General features: G+C 67.5%; 19 protein-coding genes. 11 read left to right on the forward strand and 8 right to left on the reverse strand.

The genetic code is table 11. The annotated features are described in order from the left end of the window. Positions 1-43 precede the first annotated feature (43 nt). Positions 44-1,018 carry a Bug family tripartite tricarboxylate transporter substrate binding protein gene (locus AC1DEK_RS07755; RefSeq protein WP_478124632.1) on the forward strand — a complete coding sequence of 325 codons (975 nt, stop codon included), beginning with the start codon at positions 44-46 and terminating at the stop codon, positions 1,016-1,018. After that, complete coding sequence (locus AC1DEK_RS07760; RefSeq protein WP_478124633.1) at positions 1,015-2,688, forward strand: AMP-binding protein; 1,674 nt, start codon at positions 1,015-1,017, stop codon at positions 2,686-2,688. Before AC1DEK_RS07755 ends, AC1DEK_RS07760 begins: the two co-directional genes overlap by 4 nt. Here the strand turns inward: AC1DEK_RS07760 and AC1DEK_RS07765 are convergent. Next, a complete protein-coding gene (locus AC1DEK_RS07765) occupies positions 2,609-3,427 on the reverse strand; it encodes a FadR/GntR family transcriptional regulator (RefSeq protein ID WP_478124634.1) in 819 nt (272 codons plus the stop codon). The two genes, AC1DEK_RS07760 and AC1DEK_RS07765, sit on opposite strands and share 80 nt — an antisense overlap. A gap of 75 nt (positions 3,428-3,502) precedes the next feature. On the opposite strand from AC1DEK_RS07765, the gene AC1DEK_RS07770 reads away from it, so the two are divergent. After that, complete coding sequence (locus tag AC1DEK_RS07770) at positions 3,503-4,327, forward strand: SDR family NAD(P)-dependent oxidoreductase (RefSeq protein WP_478124635.1); 825 nt, start codon at positions 3,503-3,505, stop codon at positions 4,325-4,327. 18 nt (positions 4,328-4,345) lie between these two features. On the opposite strand, the gene AC1DEK_RS07775 is transcribed toward AC1DEK_RS07770, so the two are convergent. Continuing rightward, the gene (locus AC1DEK_RS07775; protein ID WP_478124636.1) at positions 4,346-5,101 is read right to left on the reverse strand and encodes an SDR family NAD(P)-dependent oxidoreductase; all 756 of its coding nucleotides are present in this window, start codon (positions 5,099-5,101) and stop codon (positions 4,346-4,348) included. Positions 5,102-5,197: 96 nt separating this feature from the next. Here AC1DEK_RS07775 and AC1DEK_RS07780 point away from each other — a divergent pair, with 96 nt between their 5' ends. From AC1DEK_RS07780 to AC1DEK_RS07790, 3 genes are read left to right on the forward strand one after another with little or no spacing between them, the layout of a single operon-like run. Continuing rightward, positions 5,198-6,379: a thiolase C-terminal domain-containing protein gene (locus AC1DEK_RS07780; protein ID WP_478124637.1), complete on the forward strand. Its 1,182-nt coding sequence runs from the start codon at positions 5,198-5,200 to the stop codon at positions 6,377-6,379. Beyond that, on the forward strand, positions 6,376-6,822 hold the full coding sequence (locus AC1DEK_RS07785; RefSeq protein WP_478124638.1) for a Zn-ribbon domain-containing OB-fold protein: 447 nt from the start codon (positions 6,376-6,378) through the stop codon (positions 6,820-6,822). Before AC1DEK_RS07780 ends, AC1DEK_RS07785 begins: the two co-directional genes overlap by 4 nt. Beyond that, the gene (locus tag AC1DEK_RS07790; RefSeq protein ID WP_478124639.1) at positions 6,804-7,961 is read left to right on the forward strand and encodes an MFS transporter; all 1,158 of its coding nucleotides are present in this window, start codon (positions 6,804-6,806) and stop codon (positions 7,959-7,961) included. Before AC1DEK_RS07785 ends, AC1DEK_RS07790 begins: the two co-directional genes overlap by 19 nt. Positions 7,962-8,413: 452 nt before the next feature. Here AC1DEK_RS07790 and AC1DEK_RS07795 read toward each other — a convergent pair whose 3' ends face one another. Continuing rightward, complete coding sequence (locus AC1DEK_RS07795; RefSeq protein ID WP_478124640.1) at positions 8,414-9,511, reverse strand: CaiB/BaiF CoA transferase family protein; 1,098 nt, start codon at positions 9,509-9,511, stop codon at positions 8,414-8,416. A gap of 26 nt (positions 9,512-9,537) precedes the next feature. Next, a complete protein-coding gene (locus tag AC1DEK_RS07800) occupies positions 9,538-10,377 on the reverse strand; it encodes a hypothetical protein (protein ID WP_478124641.1) in 840 nt (279 codons plus the stop codon). Positions 10,378-10,516: 139 nt separating this feature from the next. Between AC1DEK_RS07800 and AC1DEK_RS07805 the strand changes: the two genes are divergently transcribed. From AC1DEK_RS07805 to AC1DEK_RS07825, 5 genes are all read left to right on the forward strand, one after another. Beyond that, positions 10,517-11,227, forward strand: a complete 711-nt coding sequence (locus AC1DEK_RS07805) for a FadR/GntR family transcriptional regulator (RefSeq protein ID WP_478124642.1) — start codon at positions 10,517-10,519, stop codon at positions 11,225-11,227. 139 nt (positions 11,228-11,366) lie between these two features. Continuing rightward, the gene (locus AC1DEK_RS07810) at positions 11,367-12,599 is read left to right on the forward strand and encodes an amidohydrolase family protein (protein WP_478124643.1); all 1,233 of its coding nucleotides are present in this window, start codon (positions 11,367-11,369) and stop codon (positions 12,597-12,599) included. Positions 12,600-12,606: 7 nt separating this feature from the next. Continuing rightward, positions 12,607-13,008, forward strand: coding sequence for a cupin domain-containing protein (locus AC1DEK_RS07815; RefSeq protein ID WP_478124644.1), 402 nt, complete (start codon positions 12,607-12,609; stop codon positions 13,006-13,008). After that, the gene (locus AC1DEK_RS07820) at positions 13,005-13,682 is read left to right on the forward strand and encodes an EthD domain-containing protein (protein ID WP_478124645.1); all 678 of its coding nucleotides are present in this window, start codon (positions 13,005-13,007) and stop codon (positions 13,680-13,682) included. Before AC1DEK_RS07815 ends, AC1DEK_RS07820 begins: the two co-directional genes overlap by 4 nt. Next, positions 13,679-15,154, forward strand: a complete 1,476-nt coding sequence (locus AC1DEK_RS07825; RefSeq protein WP_478124646.1) for an FAD-dependent oxidoreductase — start codon at positions 13,679-13,681, stop codon at positions 15,152-15,154. The genes AC1DEK_RS07820 and AC1DEK_RS07825 overlap by 4 nt, the downstream gene beginning before the upstream one ends. A 1-nt stretch (position 15,155) precedes the next feature. Here AC1DEK_RS07825 and AC1DEK_RS07830 read toward each other — a convergent pair whose 3' ends face one another. The 4 genes from AC1DEK_RS07830 to AC1DEK_RS07845 are packed head-to-tail and all read right to left on the reverse strand — an operon-like array spanning position 15,156 to position 17,896. Continuing rightward, positions 15,156-15,914, reverse strand: coding sequence for a FadR/GntR family transcriptional regulator (locus AC1DEK_RS07830; RefSeq protein ID WP_478124647.1), 759 nt, complete (start codon positions 15,912-15,914; stop codon positions 15,156-15,158). A gap of 27 nt (positions 15,915-15,941) precedes the next feature. Continuing rightward, a complete protein-coding gene (locus AC1DEK_RS07835; RefSeq protein ID WP_478124648.1) occupies positions 15,942-16,268 on the reverse strand; it encodes an NIPSNAP family protein in 327 nt (108 codons plus the stop codon). 15 nt (positions 16,269-16,283) lie between these two features. Then, positions 16,284-16,706 carry a Zn-ribbon domain-containing OB-fold protein gene (locus AC1DEK_RS07840; RefSeq protein WP_478124649.1) on the reverse strand — a complete coding sequence of 141 codons (423 nt, stop codon included), beginning with the start codon at positions 16,704-16,706 and terminating at the stop codon, positions 16,284-16,286. Then, positions 16,703-17,896 carry a thiolase family protein gene (locus AC1DEK_RS07845; RefSeq protein WP_478124650.1) on the reverse strand — a complete coding sequence of 398 codons (1,194 nt, stop codon included), beginning with the start codon at positions 17,894-17,896 and terminating at the stop codon, positions 16,703-16,705. Before AC1DEK_RS07845 ends, AC1DEK_RS07840 begins: the two co-directional genes overlap by 4 nt. Positions 17,897-17,899: the final 3 nt, after the last annotated feature.

A 17,899-nucleotide genomic window follows, 5' to 3' on the forward strand; every position in this document is an offset into this window, starting at 1 on the left:
ACACTCGCGCTTTTCACCAGAGAGAACCCAGGAGACATATCTTATGAAGACCGCCCGCCTGTTCGCCGCCGCCGCGATGCTCGTGGCCGCCGCGACTTCGTTCGCACAGGGCCCGGACGCCTATCCTTCCAAGCCTGTGACGATCATCGTGCCGTTCTCTGCGGGCGGCGCCACCGACCTGTCCGCCCGCATGATTGCGACGCTGCTGTCGAAGCAGCTCGGCCAGCCCTTCGTTGTGGAGAACCGCGCAGGCGCGGGCGGCATGATCGGCATGGGTGTCGTGGCGCGCTCCCAGCCCGATGGCTACACGCTGGGGTGGGGCGGCAACAGCCCCATGAGCGTCACGCCCCACGTCACGAAGAACCCGCCCTACGACCCGCGCAAGGCCTTCGCGCCGGTGAGCCTGGCGGCGATCTCGTCGTGGACGCTGACCTCCCGGGCCGACCTGCCCGCCAAGGACTTCGGTGAACTGGTCAAGCTCGCGAAGGCCTCGCCGGGCAAGATCAGCATCGCTTCCTCGGGCAATGGCAGCGCGCCGCACTTGCTGGCTGAGATGCTCAAGCAGTCCGCCGGGATCGACCTGCTGCATGTGCCCTACAAAGGCGAGATCGAAGGCGTCAACGCGCAGCTCGGCGGGCAAGTCGACCTCATGTTCACCTCCACCTCGGCCGCCACGCCGCAAGTGAAGGCAGGCAAGCTCAAGGGCTACGCAGTCACCACGCCCAAGCGCGAGCCGGCGCTGCCGCAGTTCCCGACGATGACGGAGGTCGGGCAACCGGACCTTACGATCGAGATCTTCTTCGGCCTGGTCGCACCAGCTGGCACGCCCAAGCCCGTGGTGGACAAGCTCGCCGCGGCGATGAAGGTCGCAGTGGCCGACGCCAACTATCGCGAGTCCATGGAGAAGGCCGGCGTCACTGCCACCAGCAGCACACCCGAGGAGTTCGGAGCCCTGCTGACTCGCCACAACGAGCGCTGGGTCGCTGTCATCAAGCGCAACAACATCACGCCCGAATGAGTCCGAAGACCCCTGGCATGGAGCCGAACGCCGTTACCGCCGACACCTACGCCCTGCGCGAGCTGACCTTTCCGAAGATGCTCGCCAGATTCACGCAACGATCGCGCGACAAGGTCTTCCTGACCGAGACGGCCACCGGCCGCACCTTCACTTACGGCGAGATCGACGCCTGGACCGACCGCGCCGCGCATGCGTTGCAGGACTTCGGCGTGAGGCGTGGCGGGCACACGGGCCTGCTCATGGGCAACTCGGCCGAGCATCTGGCGGTGTTTCTCGCCATTGCCAAGATCGGCGCAGTATCGGTGCCGGTCAACACGGCCGCGCGCGGCGAACTGCTGCGCTACTACCTCGGCCAGTCCGACTGCGAAATAGTGCTCGTCGATGCGACGCTCGCTTCGCGCCTGCATGAAGTGCTTCCGGAACTGCCGCAGCTCAAGCGCGTGATCGTGGTGCGCACGGGAGAGGAGGGCGAAACTCCGATCGAATCGGCTGGCGCATTCGAGGTCGCCGATTTCCATGCACTGGTCGAGCGCGCCCCCGGGACGCCCTTCGTTCCCGCCATCGAGCCGCGCTTCTGCGACCTGGTGCTGATCGCCTACACCTCTGGCACCACTGGTCCGTCCAAGGGGAGCATGCTGTCTCAGGCCGCGGCGCTCACCTATGGCACCAGTGCGGCCGAGGCGCAGGGCTACCGTGCATCAGACATCTTCTACGTGTGTCTGCCGCTCTTTCACAACAACGCGCTGTTGGCAGCCACGGGCGCCGCGTTGGTCTGCGGGGCTTCGGTGGTGATGTCTCGGCGCTTCTCGGTGTCGAGGTTCTGGGATGAGATCCGAGAAGCGAAGGCGACAATCACCAACTTTCTCGGCGCGATGTCCAGTTTTCTCTGGAGCCAACCCCCGTCGCCCGCCGATGCCGACAACTGCCTGCGACTGGTCAGCATGGCACCGACGCCGAAGTACGCGGCCGAGTTCGAGGAGCGCTTCGGCCTGCGGGCGATGAACAACTACGGACTGTCGGACTACGGCATGGTCACGTCCTTCACCGAGTGGGACCCGCGCGACAAGCTCGGCTCCATCGGACGGCCGAGGCGCGGCGTCCAGGTCAGCATCGTGGACGACGACGACTTCGAGCTGCCAACGGGCGAGCCGGGCGAGATGGTGCTGCGCTTCGAGGAACCCTGGCGCGGCACCATGGGCTATTACAAGATGCCCGAGGCCACACTGGCGTCACGCCGCAACCTGTGGTTCCACACCGGCGACCGGGGCATGCGCGACGCCGACGGCTACCTCTACTTCGTCGACCGCAAGAAGGATTGCATCCGTCGTCGCGGCGAGAACATCTCGGCCTTCGAGGTCGAGCAGATCATCGCCACGCATCCCGGCGTGGCCGACGCCGCGGTCTTCCCGGTGGCGACGGCGAGCAACGACGAGGAGGTGGCGGCAGTGATCGTCACGAAGCCCGGCGCGCAGCTCGACGAGCTGCAGTTGGTCGCGCATTGCCAGCGCAACATGGCCTACTTCATGGTGCCTCGCTACATCCAGTTCCGAGAAGCGCTGCCGACTACCATGAGCCAGAAGGTGGAAAAGTTCAGGCTTCGCCAGGAGCTCGAGGCCGGGCTTTCGCAGGCCTGGGATCGCGAGGCGGCCGGCGTAGTGCTGGCGCGTTAGCGTCGGGCGTGTCGGCATTCACCATGTAGCCGCGGTGCAGTTTGGTGAGCGCCGAACTCATCTCGGACACCGCCTTCTCCGCGTCTCGCGCGCGCAGGTGCTTGAGCAGCCGCTTGCGCGAAGGATGCGTGTAGTCCTGCTGCTCGGTCGGGCCGATCGCCTTCACAAACTGGCGGGTGATCTCCATGATCCCTTCGGTCGTCGCAATCAGGACGGGGTTATGCGTGGTCCGTGCCAGCATCACGTGGAAGGCCTGGTGGTGCCGGGTCCGCTCTTCGAAATCGCCGGCCTGCTTCGCGCGCGCGGCGGCCGCGACGTTGGCCTCCAGTGCGTCGATCTCCTCGTCGGTGATGCGCTCGCAGGCTACGCGGATCACCGCGGCGCTCACCGCGATGCGCGCCTCGGTCAGGTGCTGCGGCGTGATCGCGCCGAGGAAGTAGAGATCGCGCATGCCCGCAACGACGGCGTTCGAGCTGCCCGGCAGCACGAAGGCACCGCCGGTTGCGCCCAGTCGCAACTCGATCAGGCCGCTGAGTTCAAGCGCGCGCAGCGCCTCGCGCATGGTATTTCGGCTGACGCCGAAGCGCTTGGCCAGCTCGCGCTCCGGTGGGAGCTTGTCGCCGGGACGCAGCTTCCCTTCCGAGATCAGGCGCCGCAACTGGTTGGCCACCTCCTGGAAGATGCGCTGCGGATTGATGGGAACAACGTCGAAGTCGTCGCGGTCGAGGGAGTTGGGCATGAGGCGGATCGTAGCGGCAACGAGCATGTCTGCCGCACATTGACCTAATGGTTGGACCAATAATATGATCGATCAATGAGAAACGCCATCACTTCCACGCTGCAAGGCCAGGTGGCCATCGTCACCGGCGCCGCGCGCGGCCTCGGGCGCGCATACGCGTTGCGGCTCGCGCAACTGGGCGCCGATGTGGTGGTCGCCGACATCGACCTTGAGTCCGCGCGGGAGTTCGGCGAGGGGCTCACGGCATCGGGTGTACCCGAAGAGATCCGCGCCCTGGGCCGCCGCAGCATCGGCGTGCAGGGCGACCTGCGTCGGCGCGAGGGCGCGCGCGCCCTCGTGGAAAGAACGATGGCGGAGTTCGGCCGCATCGACATCCTGGTCAACAACGCCGGTGGGGCCTTCACGCCGGTCGAGCGCAGCCTGGCCTCGCAGATGCCGGACGAGGACAGCGATGCGATGCTGGACGTGAACTACCGCAGCGCTCTCTTCTGCAGCCAGGAGGTATTGCCCGCGATGCGCGCGCAGGGTGCCGGCGTGATCGTGAATATCGCCACCCTGGCCGCGCTCGACCCGTCGCGCGCCGCCGGGCGCCTCGCGCCCTATGCCATCGCGAAGGGAGCGCTGCTTACTCTCACGCGATATCTCGCCCACGAGCTCGGTCCAGAGGGCATTCGCGTCAACTGCATCGCGCCCGGTTCGATGATGACCGAGCGCATTCGCAAGCAGGCGGCCGAGCGTGGCATGCAGAACGAGAAGGAACTCAAGCGCATCCCGCTGCGCCGCTTCGGCGAAGTCGAGGACTGCGCGAACGTGCTGGAGTTCCTGGTCACGCCGTTGTCGGGCTATGTGACGGGGCAGTGCATCTCGGTGTGTGGTGGGCAGGTATTGACGCCATCGTGAGGTCGCTCATGGGCTGTCTCAGCCCATGAACACGCCACCGTTCACGTCCACGCACGTGCCGGTGACGTAGGACGCCTGTTCGCTCGCAAGGAAGAGAACGGCAGCCGCCACTTCGTCCGTGTGCCCCAGCCGCCCCATCGGAATCGCGCGGGTCGCCGCAGTGATGACTTCCGGACTGGAAAGCGAGGACAGTGCAGTCTCGATCCGGCCCGGCGCGACGCAGTTGACGGTGATGCCATCTGGCGCATAGCTGCCCGCCAGGTGCCGCGTGAGTCCGATCAGGGCCGCCTTGGAGGCGGCATAGTCGACGCCGGCCGGTGCCACGAAAGTGCGTCCGGCGCGCGAGGCGATGTTGATGATGCGGCCGAAGCCCCGCTGGCGCATGCCCGGGATCAACTCGCGCGAAAGAATGAATGGCGCGGTGAGATTGACTCGCAGCACGCGCTCCCAGTCTGCGGTCGTTACCTCGGTGGGTGGAACGGGCTGGCCGTTGCGCTTGCTGGAGACGCCGGCGCAGTTGACCAGGATGTCGCCGCCGCCGAACAGTTCCTTCATGCGTGCCGCGACACCCAGCACCTGCGTTTCGTTCCCGATGTCGGCCACTTGCGCATGCACCGGTGCGTGCGGTGTGGACAGCCGGTCCGCCGCGGCTTGAACGCTTTCGCTCACATCCGCCGACAGCACGCGGTGCCCCAGCCCGACGAAGCCGCGAGCGATGGCCAGGCCGATGCCGGCTGCGCCGCCGGTGACGAGTACGGATCTCTGGGTCGGCATGGCTTGACGGCTCCTTCGTGAAACATGGATTGAGGAACGAAGTATAGGCACTGTGATAGCATTGGTCCAACCATTCAACAGTTAGATGTTTTGAGCATGAACAACCGAACATTGCGCGGTCGCGTCGCCATCGTCGGCATCGGCGAGACGACCTACTACCGTCATGGCCAGTCGCCCGATTCCGAGTTCAAGCTGGCGCTCAAGGCGATCCTCGGTGCCTGCCGCGATGCCGGGATCGACCCGCGCGAGATCGATGGCTTCGCCTCGTACAGCAACGATCGCAACGATCCCTCGCGCCTGGCTGCCGCGCTCGGGCTGCGGCAACTGCGCTCCACCACCATGCAGTGGGGGGGCGGGGGCGGCGGCAATTGCGCGGCAGTGGCCAATGGCGCGGCCGCAGTCGCGGGCGGCCTGTCGGACTGCGTCGTCGCGTTCCGTGCGCTGGCACAGGGGCAGTTCGGCCGCTTCGGGCAGGCGCCCACCGGGCCGACGATTTCCGGCGACATGGCCTGGCAGGCGCCCTACGGCGTGCTGTCGCCCGCTCAGAAGTTCGCTATGAAGGCGCGCCGATTCATGCACGATCACGGGGTGAAGCAGGAGGCGCTGCGCGCGATCGCCATGGCGTCCTATGCGCATGCCCAGCGCAACCCGCGAGCGGTGATGCACGGCAAGCCGTTGACCGAGGCGCAGTACGACGATTCGCGCTGGATCGTCGAGCCCTTCCATCTGTTCGATTGCTGCATGGAGAACGATGGGGCGGCCGCGGTGATCATGGTGCCGGCGGAGCGGGCGAAGGACTTTCCCAACAGGCCGGTGTACGTCCTCGGCGCGGCCACCGGGTCGGACGAGCGCGTGGGCGCGGTGCCCCACAACACGCCTAACTACGCGAGCTCCAGCTTCGCCACCGTCGCGCCGAATCTCTACCGCATGGCCGGTGTCACACCGAAGGACGTGGGCGTGGTGCAGAGCTACGAGAACTTCACCGGCGGCGTGCTGATGGCGCTGGCCGAGCACGGCTTCTTCCATCCGGACGAGGCCAACGAATTCCTACGGCTCGAGAACCTGCTGGCACCCAGCGGCAAGCTGCCGCTCAACACCAGCGGTGGCAATCTGGCCGAGTGCTACATGCATGGCTTCGAGCTGGTGCTCGAAGCGGTGCGGCAGGTGCGCGGCACCTCCACCGCGCAGGCGCCGCGCAACGACGTGGCGCTGGTCATCGGCGGGCCGATGGTCACGCCCGTCAGCAATCTCATGCTCGGATCGGAGGCTGCACTGTGAGCGCTCATACCTATCTGCCACCCGGCTTGCCTATTCCGGTCCCCGAGCCGGACGGCCTCTCCAGGCCCTACTGGAGCGGCTTGAGCGAGAACCGCCTGCGAGTGCAGCGCTGCGGCGGTTGCGGCACGTGGCAGTTCGGACCGGAATGGATCTGCCACCACTGCCATCGCTTCGACCCGGACTGGGTCGAGGTCGCGCCGCGCGGCCGCATCTACAGCTGGGAGCGCGTGTGGCACCCAGTGCATCCCTGCCTGAAGGGCGCAGGACCGTACCTCGTGGTGCTGGTGGAGCTGCAGCAGGCCGGCGGCGTGCGCATGCTCGGGAACCTGCTCGGCGATCCGATGCGGCAGGTGGTGATTGGCGCCGAGGTTGAGGGGGTCTTCGAGCACCACCCGCAGGCCGAGCCGTCGTACACGCTGATGCAGTGGCGCTGCGTGGCCTAGGTTCGGCCGGCCTGCCGCTCGGGCTGATCGTCGCGCTCGGGGTCGGGCACGCGGCGTTCGCCGGCAACCGCTTCACGATCACGCTGCACGCAGTCGCGCTGCATGCATCGCCGCTGGCGATCGGCACCCTGCTGGGGCTCGTGATGATCGTTCCGATGCTGGCCGCGGTGAAGATCGGACGCTGGTCGGACCGCATCGGCTACGCGCCCTTCGCGGCCGGCGGCCTGGCGCTGCTGCTGGTGGCCGGCCTGCTGGTCGCCGCATGGCCCTCGATGCCCTCGCTCTATGCCGCGAGCGTGCTGACCGGTACGGGCTACATGTCGGCGCATGTCGCAATCAACCTGGCGATCGGCCGCGCCAGCGCACCGCAGCGCCGCACGGATGCCTTCTCCGTGATGGCCGTCGTGTTCTCGCTGTCGGGGCTCACGGGGCCGATGCTGGCGGGTGTGGTCATCGATCATTCCGGGCATCGCTGGTCCTTTCTGGCCTTGTGCGCCTTCGCGCTCGCGAGCTTGGCGCTGTTGCGCCGCGCGGCCTCCCGATATCGTCTGCCGCCGTCGGGGGAGGGCGCTCAGGCGCGGCCGCGCGTCGGCGACTTGCTGACCCAAGGACCGCTGCGCGCGGTGTTCTTTGTCAGTGGGCTGCTTTCGATGGGCTGGGACCTGTTCACTTTTCTGGCACCGCTGCAGGGCGTGCGGGCCGGCTTGAGCGCGACCAGCACCGGCGCGCTGATGGGCCTCTTCGGCGTCGGGACCTTTGCGATCCGACTGCTGCTGCCGCGCATCTCGCGCGGCGCGGGCGAATGGGGCACGATGGGTGGCGCCTTGTTCGTCACGGCGCTGGGGTACCTGGCCTTCCCGCTCCTGAGCGACTTCGGGCCGCTGATGGTCGCGTCCTTCCTGCTCGGGATGAGCCTGGGTTGCGGGCAACCCGTCTCGATGGCACTCGTTCACAGGCATTCGCCCGAGGACCGCATTGGCGAGGCGGTCGGCGTGCGTTCCACCATCACCAGCGCGAGCCAGACCTTCCTGCCAATGCTGTTCGGCGCGCTGGGCTCGGCCGTCGGGATGATCGCGGTGTTCTGGGCGGTCTCGGTGCTGCTGGCGGCGGGCGGTGCCTTCGCTATCCGGCGACGCTGACCCGCCGCCGGAGCAGCGGGGCGAAGCCTGCGCCCACAACGGACAGGGCGGCCGCAGGCAGCAGCAGCGGGGCGGCATACGCTTGGAGCCAATCGCTCGGTGTGGTGGTCTTCGGCGGCTCGGTCGATGCCAGCCGCCGCCATGCCCCACAGTGCGCGCCAGGCCAGCAGCGCGTCGAAGAAGTCCGCGCGTGCCGCGGCTGCCGAAGTGAGGCCGCAGCCGACGAGCGCAAACGTCATCAAGCGCTGCTTGCCGAAGCGGTCCGCGAGCGGACAACAGCTGCATCAGTCCATAGGCGACTGCAAAGGCGACGATGAGGCGGACTGCATCGCCCGCGCCGCGGTGAAATTCGAGAGCGAAGCGCGGCAGCGGCGAATCGCACACCCGAAGCGCCGCGGCGCTGAAGAAGGCTGCCGCCGCGAGCAGGCGGACTCGCGCGCCGGGTGCAGCGCTCATTGCCAACGCTCGAGCACGTCGGCTGCAGGCGTTGGCTGTTTCGGCGCCGGTCCCTGAATCTGCGAAGGCGTGCGGGAGAAGCGCGGGGCAGGCGCCGGCTGGCGGACGCCTTCCACCTCTACGAACGTGTTGCGCGCTCGGTTGTGCGGATGCACCTGTGCCCGCGACAGGGGCAGCACGGGGGCGAAGCACACGTCGGTGCCTTCCAGTGCGGCCGTCCATTCCTGCTGCGTCTTCTGCTTGAAGACGCGGGCGAACTCATCGTGCAGCCGGGGCCATTGCGCGCGATCGTTCTGCGCGCGGTGCAGCTCGGCCGGAAGTCCGACACGCTCGCAGAACTCCGAGAAGAACTGCGGCTCGATCGCACCGAGCGTGACATGCTCCCCGTCCGCGGTCTCATACACGCGGTAGTAGGGCGCACCGCCGTCGAGCAGATTGCTGCCGCGCGTTTCGCCGAACACGCCGCGCATCTGCTGGCTCACGAAATTGGTCATCAGTGAGGCGGCGCCGTCGCTCATGGCTGCGTCCACCACCTGGCCGCGACCGGAAAGGCCCGCCTCGCGCAGCGCCGCCAGGACGCCGACGATGAGGTAAAGGCTGCCGCCGCCGTAGTCGCCGATCAGGTTCAGCGGCGGCACGGGCGCGCCGTCCTTCGGCCCGATCGCATGGAGCGCGCCGCTGATCGCGATGTAGTTGAGGTCATGGCCGGCAGATTGCGCGAGCGGTCCCTCCTGGCCCCAGCCCGTCATGCGGCCGTAGACGATGCGCGGGTTGCGCGTGAGCACCGTGTCGGGGCCGAATCCGAGGCGCTCCATCACGCCGGGGCGGTAGCCTTCGATCAACACGTCGGCCTTCTCCAGCAGCTTGAACACCTGCTCGCGCGCGGCGGCGTCCTTCAGGTCGGCCAGCACCACGCTGCGGCCCCGGCCGGTGATGTTGTGCGGCTCGCCCAGCTTCTTGCCGGGCCGGTCGATGGTGACGACATCCGCGCCCATGTCGGACAGCAGCATGCAAGCGAACGGACCGGGGCCGATGCCGGCGAACTCGACAACGCGCAGGCCGCGCAAGGGGCCGGAAGGGGATTCGGTCTTCATCCAGTTTCTCCAGGGTTTCGAGATGTTCAGGCCAAAAGCAGCAGGGCGGCCTCGCGGGCGGATTGCCCGACGCGCACGCCCTTGTCGCGGGCGATGCGGTTGGCGGCGCTGATCACGCCGTCGAAGTAGGTACTCTGGCCATCGCCCATGCGTGCGGTGAGCGCACTCACGCTGGCACCGGCAATGCCGTCGGGCTCTACGGCCTCGAGCGCGCTCAGGCCGCTACCGTTCTTGCCGCCGCCGCCGTCGGAGCAGATGAAGGCCCAGGGGCGGAAGTCGCGGAAGTAGCCGACCACGCTGCGCCCGGTGTGGCCGGCGGTGCACAGGACATTGCGCTCGCGGTCCTCGGGCCGGGCGTAGGCGATGGAATCGGTGCACACGATGCTGCGGCCGCTATCGGCCGTGTGCACCACGAGTCGGCGCGCGGGATCGAAGGTCGCGGGCTTATTCTCGCCCGTCAGCATGCAGCGCGCGGCATCGCGTACCGTCATGCCTGGCGTGATGCCCAGCGCCTGCGCTGCGTCGTTCACACGGCTGACGATGCCGTGGTCGTACAGATCGGCGCCGTTGCCCATCTCGGCGGTCATCACGTCGGCTGCGGCGGCCGGCACGCCCAGTGCCTCGTAGTACCACAGGCCCGCGATGCCCGCGCCATCCTTGCCGATCGCACAGTCCAGCCCGATGACGGCCTGCGGCCTCGCCAGCATCACCATGCGGGCGCAAAGCACGCCGCTGTATGAGGCGTTGACGACCACGTCGCCGACAGTATCGGGCGCGTGGGCCACACGGCTCTCGACATAGGTCGCGGAATCGAAGACCAGCACGCGGCCGGCGGGAAGATGGTGGATCGTGGGAGGGTTGGCCATGGATGAAGTGTAATGGTCAGTCCATTGCAAGTCTACGAAATTGAGCTGTCAGACCCTTGGTGCCCTTGGGCTATCCTCGGTCAACACAACTTTGACGACCCAAGTGATGCAACCCATTCCGCAGCTGTCCTTCCAGGAGGTGAAGACGCGTCGCGTCTTCGAGGAGATCTGCGAGCAGATCCGAAAGCGCCTAGCCTCCGGCATGCTCAAGCCCGGTGACAAGCTGCCGGCCGAACGCGACCTGGCGGTGGAGTTCCAGGTCAGCCGGCCCGCGGTGCGCGAGGCGCTGCGCACCCTGGAGATCTCCGGCGTCGTATCCCTGCAGAAGGGCGTGAAAGGCGGCGCCTTTATCCGCGACGGCAACCCGGCGTTGCTCACGCAGTCGCTGCAGGATCTGATGTTCCTGGGCCGTGTGTCGCTGGCCGGTCTGGTCGAGGCGCGGCGGCTCATCAACGGCATGGTGATCCAGCTGGCCTGCGAGCGCGCGACGGAGGAGGATTTTGCCGCCATCGAGCAGAACATGATGGAGATCGAGAAGAGCGAAGATTTACCCAAGCGCGCCGACGCGGGCGTGCGCTTCTTCGGTCTGATCGCCCGGGCCACGCGCAACGAAGTGCTGGCGATGCTGGTCGATTCGCTGTCGGACATCATCCGCTACGTGATCGACCAGACCGGCCGCAAGGCGCGCCCCGAGTTGGTGCCGGTGCGTCGGCGCATCCTGAAGGCCTTGCGAGCGCGCGATGCGAAGGCCGCGGCCAAAGGAATGGACGAGTACCTGACGATCGTGCAGGAAGGCATGGATGCCGTGCCCGCGTCGGTGCCCGCGCCCGCCCGCAAGACTTCTCGCTGATTTCCCACTGATCCCCCGCCCCGAGCGAGGGCTCGTCCCGGCCCAGGGGCTTGACAGGTGCTCTTCGCTGTTTAGAATGGTCAAACCATTCACATATAGTGGTTCAACCTTCCACGCATTCCCACCGAGGACCCCTGTCATGACCGAGATCGTCGTCAACGAAGCCAACCAATGGCGCCTGAACACCCCCGGCTCTGCCGGTTGGGAGAAGTCGCCGCAGCCCGGAGCCGCCAACAAGTACCTGATGATCTCGGCGGACACGCATGCCAACGAGCCCGGCAACCTGTGGGCCGAGCGCATCGACGCCAAGTACCGCGACCGCCTGCCCAAGGTGTGGATCGACGAGAAGGGCGTGCAGTGGCGCAAGATGGAAGCGTCGGAGCAGCCTGACCGCCTCATCCTTGCCAAGCTCGAGGGCGAGGACCTGGCCCGCTCCAAGGCTGGCGCGACCGCTTCCGAGCGCGGCCCCAGCGTGGAGCAGCGGCTGAACGACCTGGAACTCGACGGCATCGATGGCGAGATCATCTTCCCCGGCAAGGGCCTGGGCATGTGGTACACGTTCGATCCCGACTTTGCCCACGCGCAGTGCGAGGTCTACAACACCTGGGCCTGGGAGAACTTCGGCCCCCACGTCGAGCGCCTGTCGCCGGCCGCGGCGCTGGCCACCGGCAACATCGAAGCGACGCTCAAGGAGATCGACCGCTGCCTGAAGCTGGGCTTCCGTCACTTCACGCTGCCATGCAAGCCGCTGTTCGGCCCGCCCAAGACCAACGAGCTCAACTACAACAAGGTGGAGTTCGACCCGATGTGGGCGCGCTTCGTCGAGGCGGGCGTGCCGGCGACGTTCCACGTCTCCACCGGCAAGGACCCGCGCACGACGCGCGGCAATGGCGGCGCGGTGGTGAACTACGTGGTGCACTCGCTGTCGCCAACTCTTGAGCCGCTGGTGAACATCTGCGCCTCGGGCGTGGCCGAGCGCTTCCCAGACCTGCGCTTCGGCAGTGTCGAGGCCGGCATCGGCTGGGTGCCATGGATGCTGGACGCAATGGACGAGGCTTACCTGAAGCACCACTTCTGGGTACGGCCCAAGCTGAAAATGCTGCCCTCGGACTACTTCAAGGCGCGCGGCTTCGCGACTTTCGGGGAGGACCGCGCCGGCCTCGGCCTGATGGAGGAACATGGGCTGCAGGACAACTTCATGTGGGCCAACGACTACCCGCACCACGAGGGCACCTGGCCGCACTCGGCCCAGGCCATCGAGCGCCAGATGGGCCATATGAGCGAGGTGTCGCGCCGCAAGGTGCTGGGTGAGAACGCCGCGCGCGTTTTCGGCTTCAAGGAAGCCGCCGCCAAGTACGGCTACCAGTTCTGACGGGGCGATGACGACCTTCACGCCCTTCCATCCCGGGCACGAAGGGCTGGAGGCGGACGCATCCCGCTACGTGGACGTGGCGAGCCTGCCCTGGAAGCCAACGCCCACGCCCGGCATCGAAATGAAGGTGCTGATGCAGGACGACGCCAGCGGGCTGCTGACAGCGCTGTTCCGCTGGCAGCCGGGCACGCAATTGCCGCTGCACGAGCACGTGGAGGTCGAGCAGACCTACGTGCTCGAGGGCAGCATCGTCGACGACGAAGGCGAGGTGCGCGAGGGCGACTTCGTCTGGCGCCCGAAGGGCAACCGGCACCTGGCCCGATCGCCCGGCGGCGCGCTGGTGCTGTCCTTCTTCCTCAAGCCCAACCGCTTCCTCGAGGGGGAGCATGCCGGCAAGGAACTCAAGTGACGATCTACCGATGCGCGCTGTTCAGCCGGCGTGCGGATGTGACGCGGGCGCAGTTCAAGAGCCACTGGCTCGACGTGCACGGACCGCTGGCGGCCCGTCTGCCTGGCCTGGGCACCTACCGGCAGAACCATATCCGCGAGCGACTGTATGAAGCGCCGGGCTCGCCGCTGCAGGCGATCGACGGCATCGCGCAGCTGTCCTTTCCGAGCATCGCTGCGATGGAAGTGTCCGATGCGTCGCCCCAGTACGCGGCCTGCAAGCTCGACATTCCCAAATTTCAGGGCGGGATCACCATCCTCGTGATCGAGGCCGATGAGTTGATGCCGGGATCGGCGACGCCGGCCAAGCTGATGTGGGTGTCGACCTGCCGCGCCGACGCCACGCCGGGCGGTCTGCGCGAGCGCTGGCTGGCAGCGCACCGTGACGCTGCGTGCGAGCTGCCCGGTGCCCGCCGCTTCGTGGAGAACTTCGTAGTGGATCGTGCGCATCCCGTGGCGGCCGGCGTGCCGTCGGGCGACCCATCAGGCGCCGAGGCGGTGGGCGAGCTGTGGTTCGACGATGCCGCTTCGGCGCGCGCGGCGCTGGAATCGCCCGCCGGCCGCGGGCTGGTCTTCGAGGACCCGCTGCTTGAGTCCGTGGCCGTGTATCTCGTGCAGGAAGTGAAGATCGTGTGAGCGGGACGTCCTCTCGCCAGTGGGATGGCGTGGACGCGGCCGACGTGGTGGTGGTCGGCGGCGGCGCTTCCGGGCTCGCTGCCGCCATCGAGGCGGCTGCCGCAGGCGCCAGCGTGCTGGTGCTGGAGAAGAACCCGGTCCCGGGCGGCAGCAGCCGGCTGTCCGTCGGCTCCATCAATGCTGCGGGCTCGCGCCTGCAGCAGCGCGCCGGCATCGTCGATTCGCCCGACGAGCACTTCGAGGACATGGACCATTTCATGGGCCCGTTCGCGTCGCAGGAGAACCGCGCGTTCCGGCGCCTGCTGGTGGACAACGCGGCCGACACGCTGCACTGGCTGATGTCGCTGGGGCTGAGCTTCTACGGGCCCACTGCCGATCCCCCGCACCGCCATCCTCGCATGCACAACGTGCTGCCGAACTCGCGGGCCTATCCCTACTACCTGTCGAGGGAGGCGAAGCGCCGCGGCGCGCGGGTGTTGTGCGGTGCCCGGGCGACCGAACTGCTGCGCGCGGATGACGGCGGTGTAGGGGGCGTCGAAGCGCTCATCGACGGGCGGCGTGTGGAGATCACCGCGCGGCGCGGCGTGATCCTCTGCTCCGGCGACTACAGCAACGGAGCTGCGCTGAAGGCACGTTTTCGGCCGGAGCTAGCGCACGTCCCGGGCGTCAACCCGACGGCGACCGGCGACGGCCACCGGCTGGCCGAAGCGATCGGCGCGCGCATCGTCAACGGCGAGGTGGTCTTCGGCCCCGGCCTGCGCTTCGGCGCGCCGGCGAGACCGAGCCTGGTACAGCGGCTGCCGCCTTCATGGGCGCTCGGCAAGCTCATGGCGCTGGCGCTCGCGGCACTGCCGGCCGCGCTCTTTCGTCCCTTCGTGATGTCCTTCATGACCGCCTCGCTGGGGCCGGAAGCAAGCCTGGTGCGCAGCGGCGCCGTGCTGGTCAACCGCGACGGCGAGTGCTTCGCCGACGAACAGCTGGCACCCGGTCTCGCGATCGCCGCGCAGCCGGGCGGGCAGGCTTGGCTGGTGTTCGACGATGCGCTCGCGCGCAGGTTCTCGGCGCCGCCGCACCATGTCTCGACCGCTCCGGGTGTCGCCTTCGCCTACCTGCCGGACTACCGGCGGCATCGCAAGGACCTGTATCGCACTGGCACCACCGCAGCGGCGCTGGCTCGTGCGATGGGACTGCCGGCCGATGCGCTCGAAAGCACCTTGAGGAGTCGCCAATGGCAATCGCCGCTGCATGCGCTCGGCCCATTGGAGGCAAGGATCGTCATCACCGATGGCGGACTGGCGGTCAACGGCTCGCACCAGGTGCTGCGTGCGGATGACAGCATGATTCCCAGGCTCTACGCGGCGGGCGCCGCAGGGCAGGGCGGCGCGCTTCTGGCCGGCAACGGCCATCACATCTGCTGGGCAGTGACGTCGGGGAGGCGGGCAGGACGATTCGCGGCGACCGCTGCCGCATGACTCACTGCTTGCGCGAGTTCCAGAGTTCCATGTAGTTCGCTTGCAGGCGTTCCAGGAACTTGTTCATCTCGGCGACCGCTGCATCGGCGTCACGTGCACGCAGGTGCTTGAGCAGCCGGCGGCGCGAGGGCAGGGTGTAGGGGTTGTCGCTCGGGCCGATGGCCTTGACGAACTCGCGCATCACTTCCATCACACCTTCCATCGTGATCTCGATGATGGGGTTGCGGGTGGCTGCGGCCAACAGGTTGTGGAACTCGCGATGCAAGTCCGCGCGCTCCTCGAAGTTGCCGGCCTTGTCGGCCTTGGTGGCCTGTGCCACGTTGAGTTCGAGCGCCTTCAGATCGTCTTCGGTCAGGCGCTCGCAGGCCACCCGCACCACGATCTCGCTCAGCCAGACGCGCGCCTCGGTGAGATGCGCGGGCTTGATGGCGCCGAGGTGATAGAGGTCCCGCAGGCCGTTGACGACCACGCCGGAGTTGCCCGGAAGCACGAAGGCGCCGCCGGCGGCGCCCTTGCGCAGCTCGATCATTCCGCTCAGTTCGAGGGCACGCAGCGCCTCGCGCAGTGTGTTGCGGCTGACCTTGAATTTTGCGGAGAGATCGCGTTCGGCGGGGAGGCGGTCGCCGGGCTTGAGCCGGCCGGTGGCCACCAGGTCGCGGATCTGCGCCGCGATCTCTTCGAACGCGCGCGAGGGTGCGATGGGCTCGAATCCAAGGGAGGATTCGAAGGCTTCTTTCGTGCGGAGGTCGGCGTGGCTCACGGCGCGGATTCTAGCCCCTCGCCCCGTTCAACCGGCCAGCGGAAACGCCGCCGCGAGTAGCTCATTGGCGATCCTGACGACCGCCGGGCCGTCCTTGTCAGACTCGGCCAGGGCCTTTTGCCAAGCGGGATCGGCACGGAAAGCCGCCCATGCGCGGTCGCGTTCCTCGTGCGATTCCCACTGGAGCATGTACTTGACCTGCATGTTGTCTTCGCCGACGGCCACGGTGAAGACCGGCGTCACGCGGCGGATGCTGTATTTCTCGAAGAGTCCGAGGGTGGTCGTCTCGAAGCGCTTGAGGACTGCGGGCAACTTGCCCGGAGCACAGGTATAGGTGCGGAATTCGTAGAACAAGGGGTGAATCCTTTACTAGAGCGGACGCGAGGCGAGCAGCGGCCCGTCCTCGTACTGAAGGACGACGAGTTCGACCGGTATGCCGCACTCGAACGGCTTGCCATCCCGCTCGACGAGACGGGTGGCGATTCGCAGGCCAATGTCGAGGTCGACCACGCACACGGCATAGGGCGCTTCGTCCACGAACACCTTGGGTGCGGCATGGATGCGTGTCCATGAATAGAGCGTGCCGCGCTGTCCCAGCTCTTTCCACTGCATCCGCGGCGACCAGCAATACGGGCATACCGGCTTGGGCGGGAAGGTGAACTTGCCGCAGGCCTCGCAGCAGGTGCTTTGCCAGCGGCCGTCGCGAAGGCCTTCCCAGAAGGTCTGCGTGAAGGCCGACACGCGCGGCGGGTAGGCGCGCGTACGTCCCACGGGAATCATCTCGAGCGTCATCGTTGGGCCTCCATCACGTGGACAAGGGCGGCGTTGTAGTTGCCGAGTTCGCCGGTAGTCAGGCCCAGGCGTGCACCCGCGACCTGGCGTTCGCCGGCGCGGCCACGCAGCTGGTCGGCCATCTCGCAGTAGTTGTAGAGGGATGTGACGTACGCCGGATGGCCGCGCGAGGTCAGGCCGCCAGAGGTCGAGATCGGAATCTGCCCGCCGAGCTTTGTGCGGCCGTCGGCGGCGGCAGGTGCGCCTTCCCCGCGCCCGAAGAAGCCCACCGCCTCGCTCACCAGCACCTCGACGATGGTGCAGGGCGCATAGAACTCGGCCACGTTGATGTCCTTCGCGGCGAGCCCTGCCTGCGCGTACGCCGTGGCGGCCGCCTGCTTTGCGGCGATCAGCTCGGTCATGTCGTTCGGCACCTCGTTGATCTGGTGCGACCCGTCATGGCAGAAGCCGCGCCCGCGCACCAGCGCATAGGGGCGGCCGAGCGACTTCGCGACCTCCTCGGACGCCAGCACGAGGCAGGCCGCGCCGTCGCTGCGGCCCGGCACGTCATAGAGGCCCAGCGGCTCCACGATCGGTCGCTGCTCCAGCACCTCCGGCAGGGTGATCGGCTTGCGGTACTGCGCCAGCGGGTTCATCGAGGCATGCCAGCGGTTCTTGACAGCGACCGCACCCAGCTGCTCGCGCGTGGCGCCGTATTCGTGCATGTAGCGCATGGCATCCATGGCGTACCAGCTGATGGGGATGAAGCCGCCCGAGGCATGGAAGTCCACGTCGCCCGTGGTGCGCATGCTGCTCATCGCGTGCTCGGAGGCCGGCGTGGCCGCCTCCATGTTGATGCCCAGCGCGAGCGCGACCTCGGTGCGGCCGAGCAGGATCTCGTCGCAGGCCCGGTCGAAGCAGACAGCGCCAGTCATGCCGTTGCCCATCACCTCCAGCACGCTGCCGGTGCATTGCAGACGCAGATGGCTGACCAGGAAAGTGGAGAAGTACTTCTGCAGCGTGTAGGGCCTGGGCAGCGTCAGCACCAGACTGCCGATGTCCTTCTTCTCGACGCCGGCGTCCGCGACTGCCTCGACCACCAGCTTGGTCATGATCTCCTGCTCCAGCACCTGCAGCGGCTCTTCCGCCTTGGTCTGGTGGCGGCCGACCGGGATCGCGCTGGTGCCAATGATGGCAACTCGACGAGTCATTGG

This window comes from Variovorax sp. 10N420, from assembly GCF_056394705.1.

What these genes read in the sequence shown, in the direction of transcription:
- AC1DEK_RS07755 (WP_478124632.1), top strand. Translation starts at nt 44, where the DNA reads ATGAAGACCGCCCGCCTGTTCGCCGCCGCCGCGATGCTCGTGGCCGCC.
- AC1DEK_RS07760 (WP_478124633.1), top strand. Translation starts at nt 1,015, where the DNA reads ATGAGTCCGAAGACCCCTGGCATGGAGCCGAACGCCGTTACCGCCGAC.
- AC1DEK_RS07765 (WP_478124634.1), bottom strand. Translation starts at nt 3,427, where the DNA reads ATGCCCAACTCCCTCGACCGCGACGACTTCGACGTTGTTCCCATCAAT.
- AC1DEK_RS07770 (WP_478124635.1), top strand. Translation starts at nt 3,503, where the DNA reads ATGAGAAACGCCATCACTTCCACGCTGCAAGGCCAGGTGGCCATCGTC.
- AC1DEK_RS07775 (WP_478124636.1), bottom strand. Translation starts at nt 5,101, where the DNA reads ATGCCGACCCAGAGATCCGTACTCGTCACCGGCGGCGCAGCCGGCATC.
- AC1DEK_RS07780 (WP_478124637.1), top strand. Translation starts at nt 5,198, where the DNA reads ATGAACAACCGAACATTGCGCGGTCGCGTCGCCATCGTCGGCATCGGC.
- AC1DEK_RS07795 (WP_478124640.1), bottom strand. Translation starts at nt 9,511, where the DNA reads ATGAAGACCGAATCCCCTTCCGGCCCCTTGCGCGGCCTGCGCGTTGTC.
- AC1DEK_RS07800 (WP_478124641.1), bottom strand. Translation starts at nt 10,377, where the DNA reads ATGGCCAACCCTCCCACGATCCACCATCTTCCCGCCGGCCGCGTGCTG.
- AC1DEK_RS07810 (WP_478124643.1), top strand. Translation starts at nt 11,367, where the DNA reads ATGACCGAGATCGTCGTCAACGAAGCCAACCAATGGCGCCTGAACACC.
- AC1DEK_RS07815 (WP_478124644.1), top strand. Translation starts at nt 12,607, where the DNA reads ATGACGACCTTCACGCCCTTCCATCCCGGGCACGAAGGGCTGGAGGCG.
- AC1DEK_RS07840 (WP_478124649.1), bottom strand. Translation starts at nt 16,706, where the DNA reads ATGACGCTCGAGATGATTCCCGTGGGACGTACGCGCGCCTACCCGCCG.
- AC1DEK_RS07845 (WP_478124650.1), bottom strand. Translation starts at nt 17,896, where the DNA reads ATGACTCGTCGAGTTGCCATCATTGGCACCAGCGCGATCCCGGTCGGC.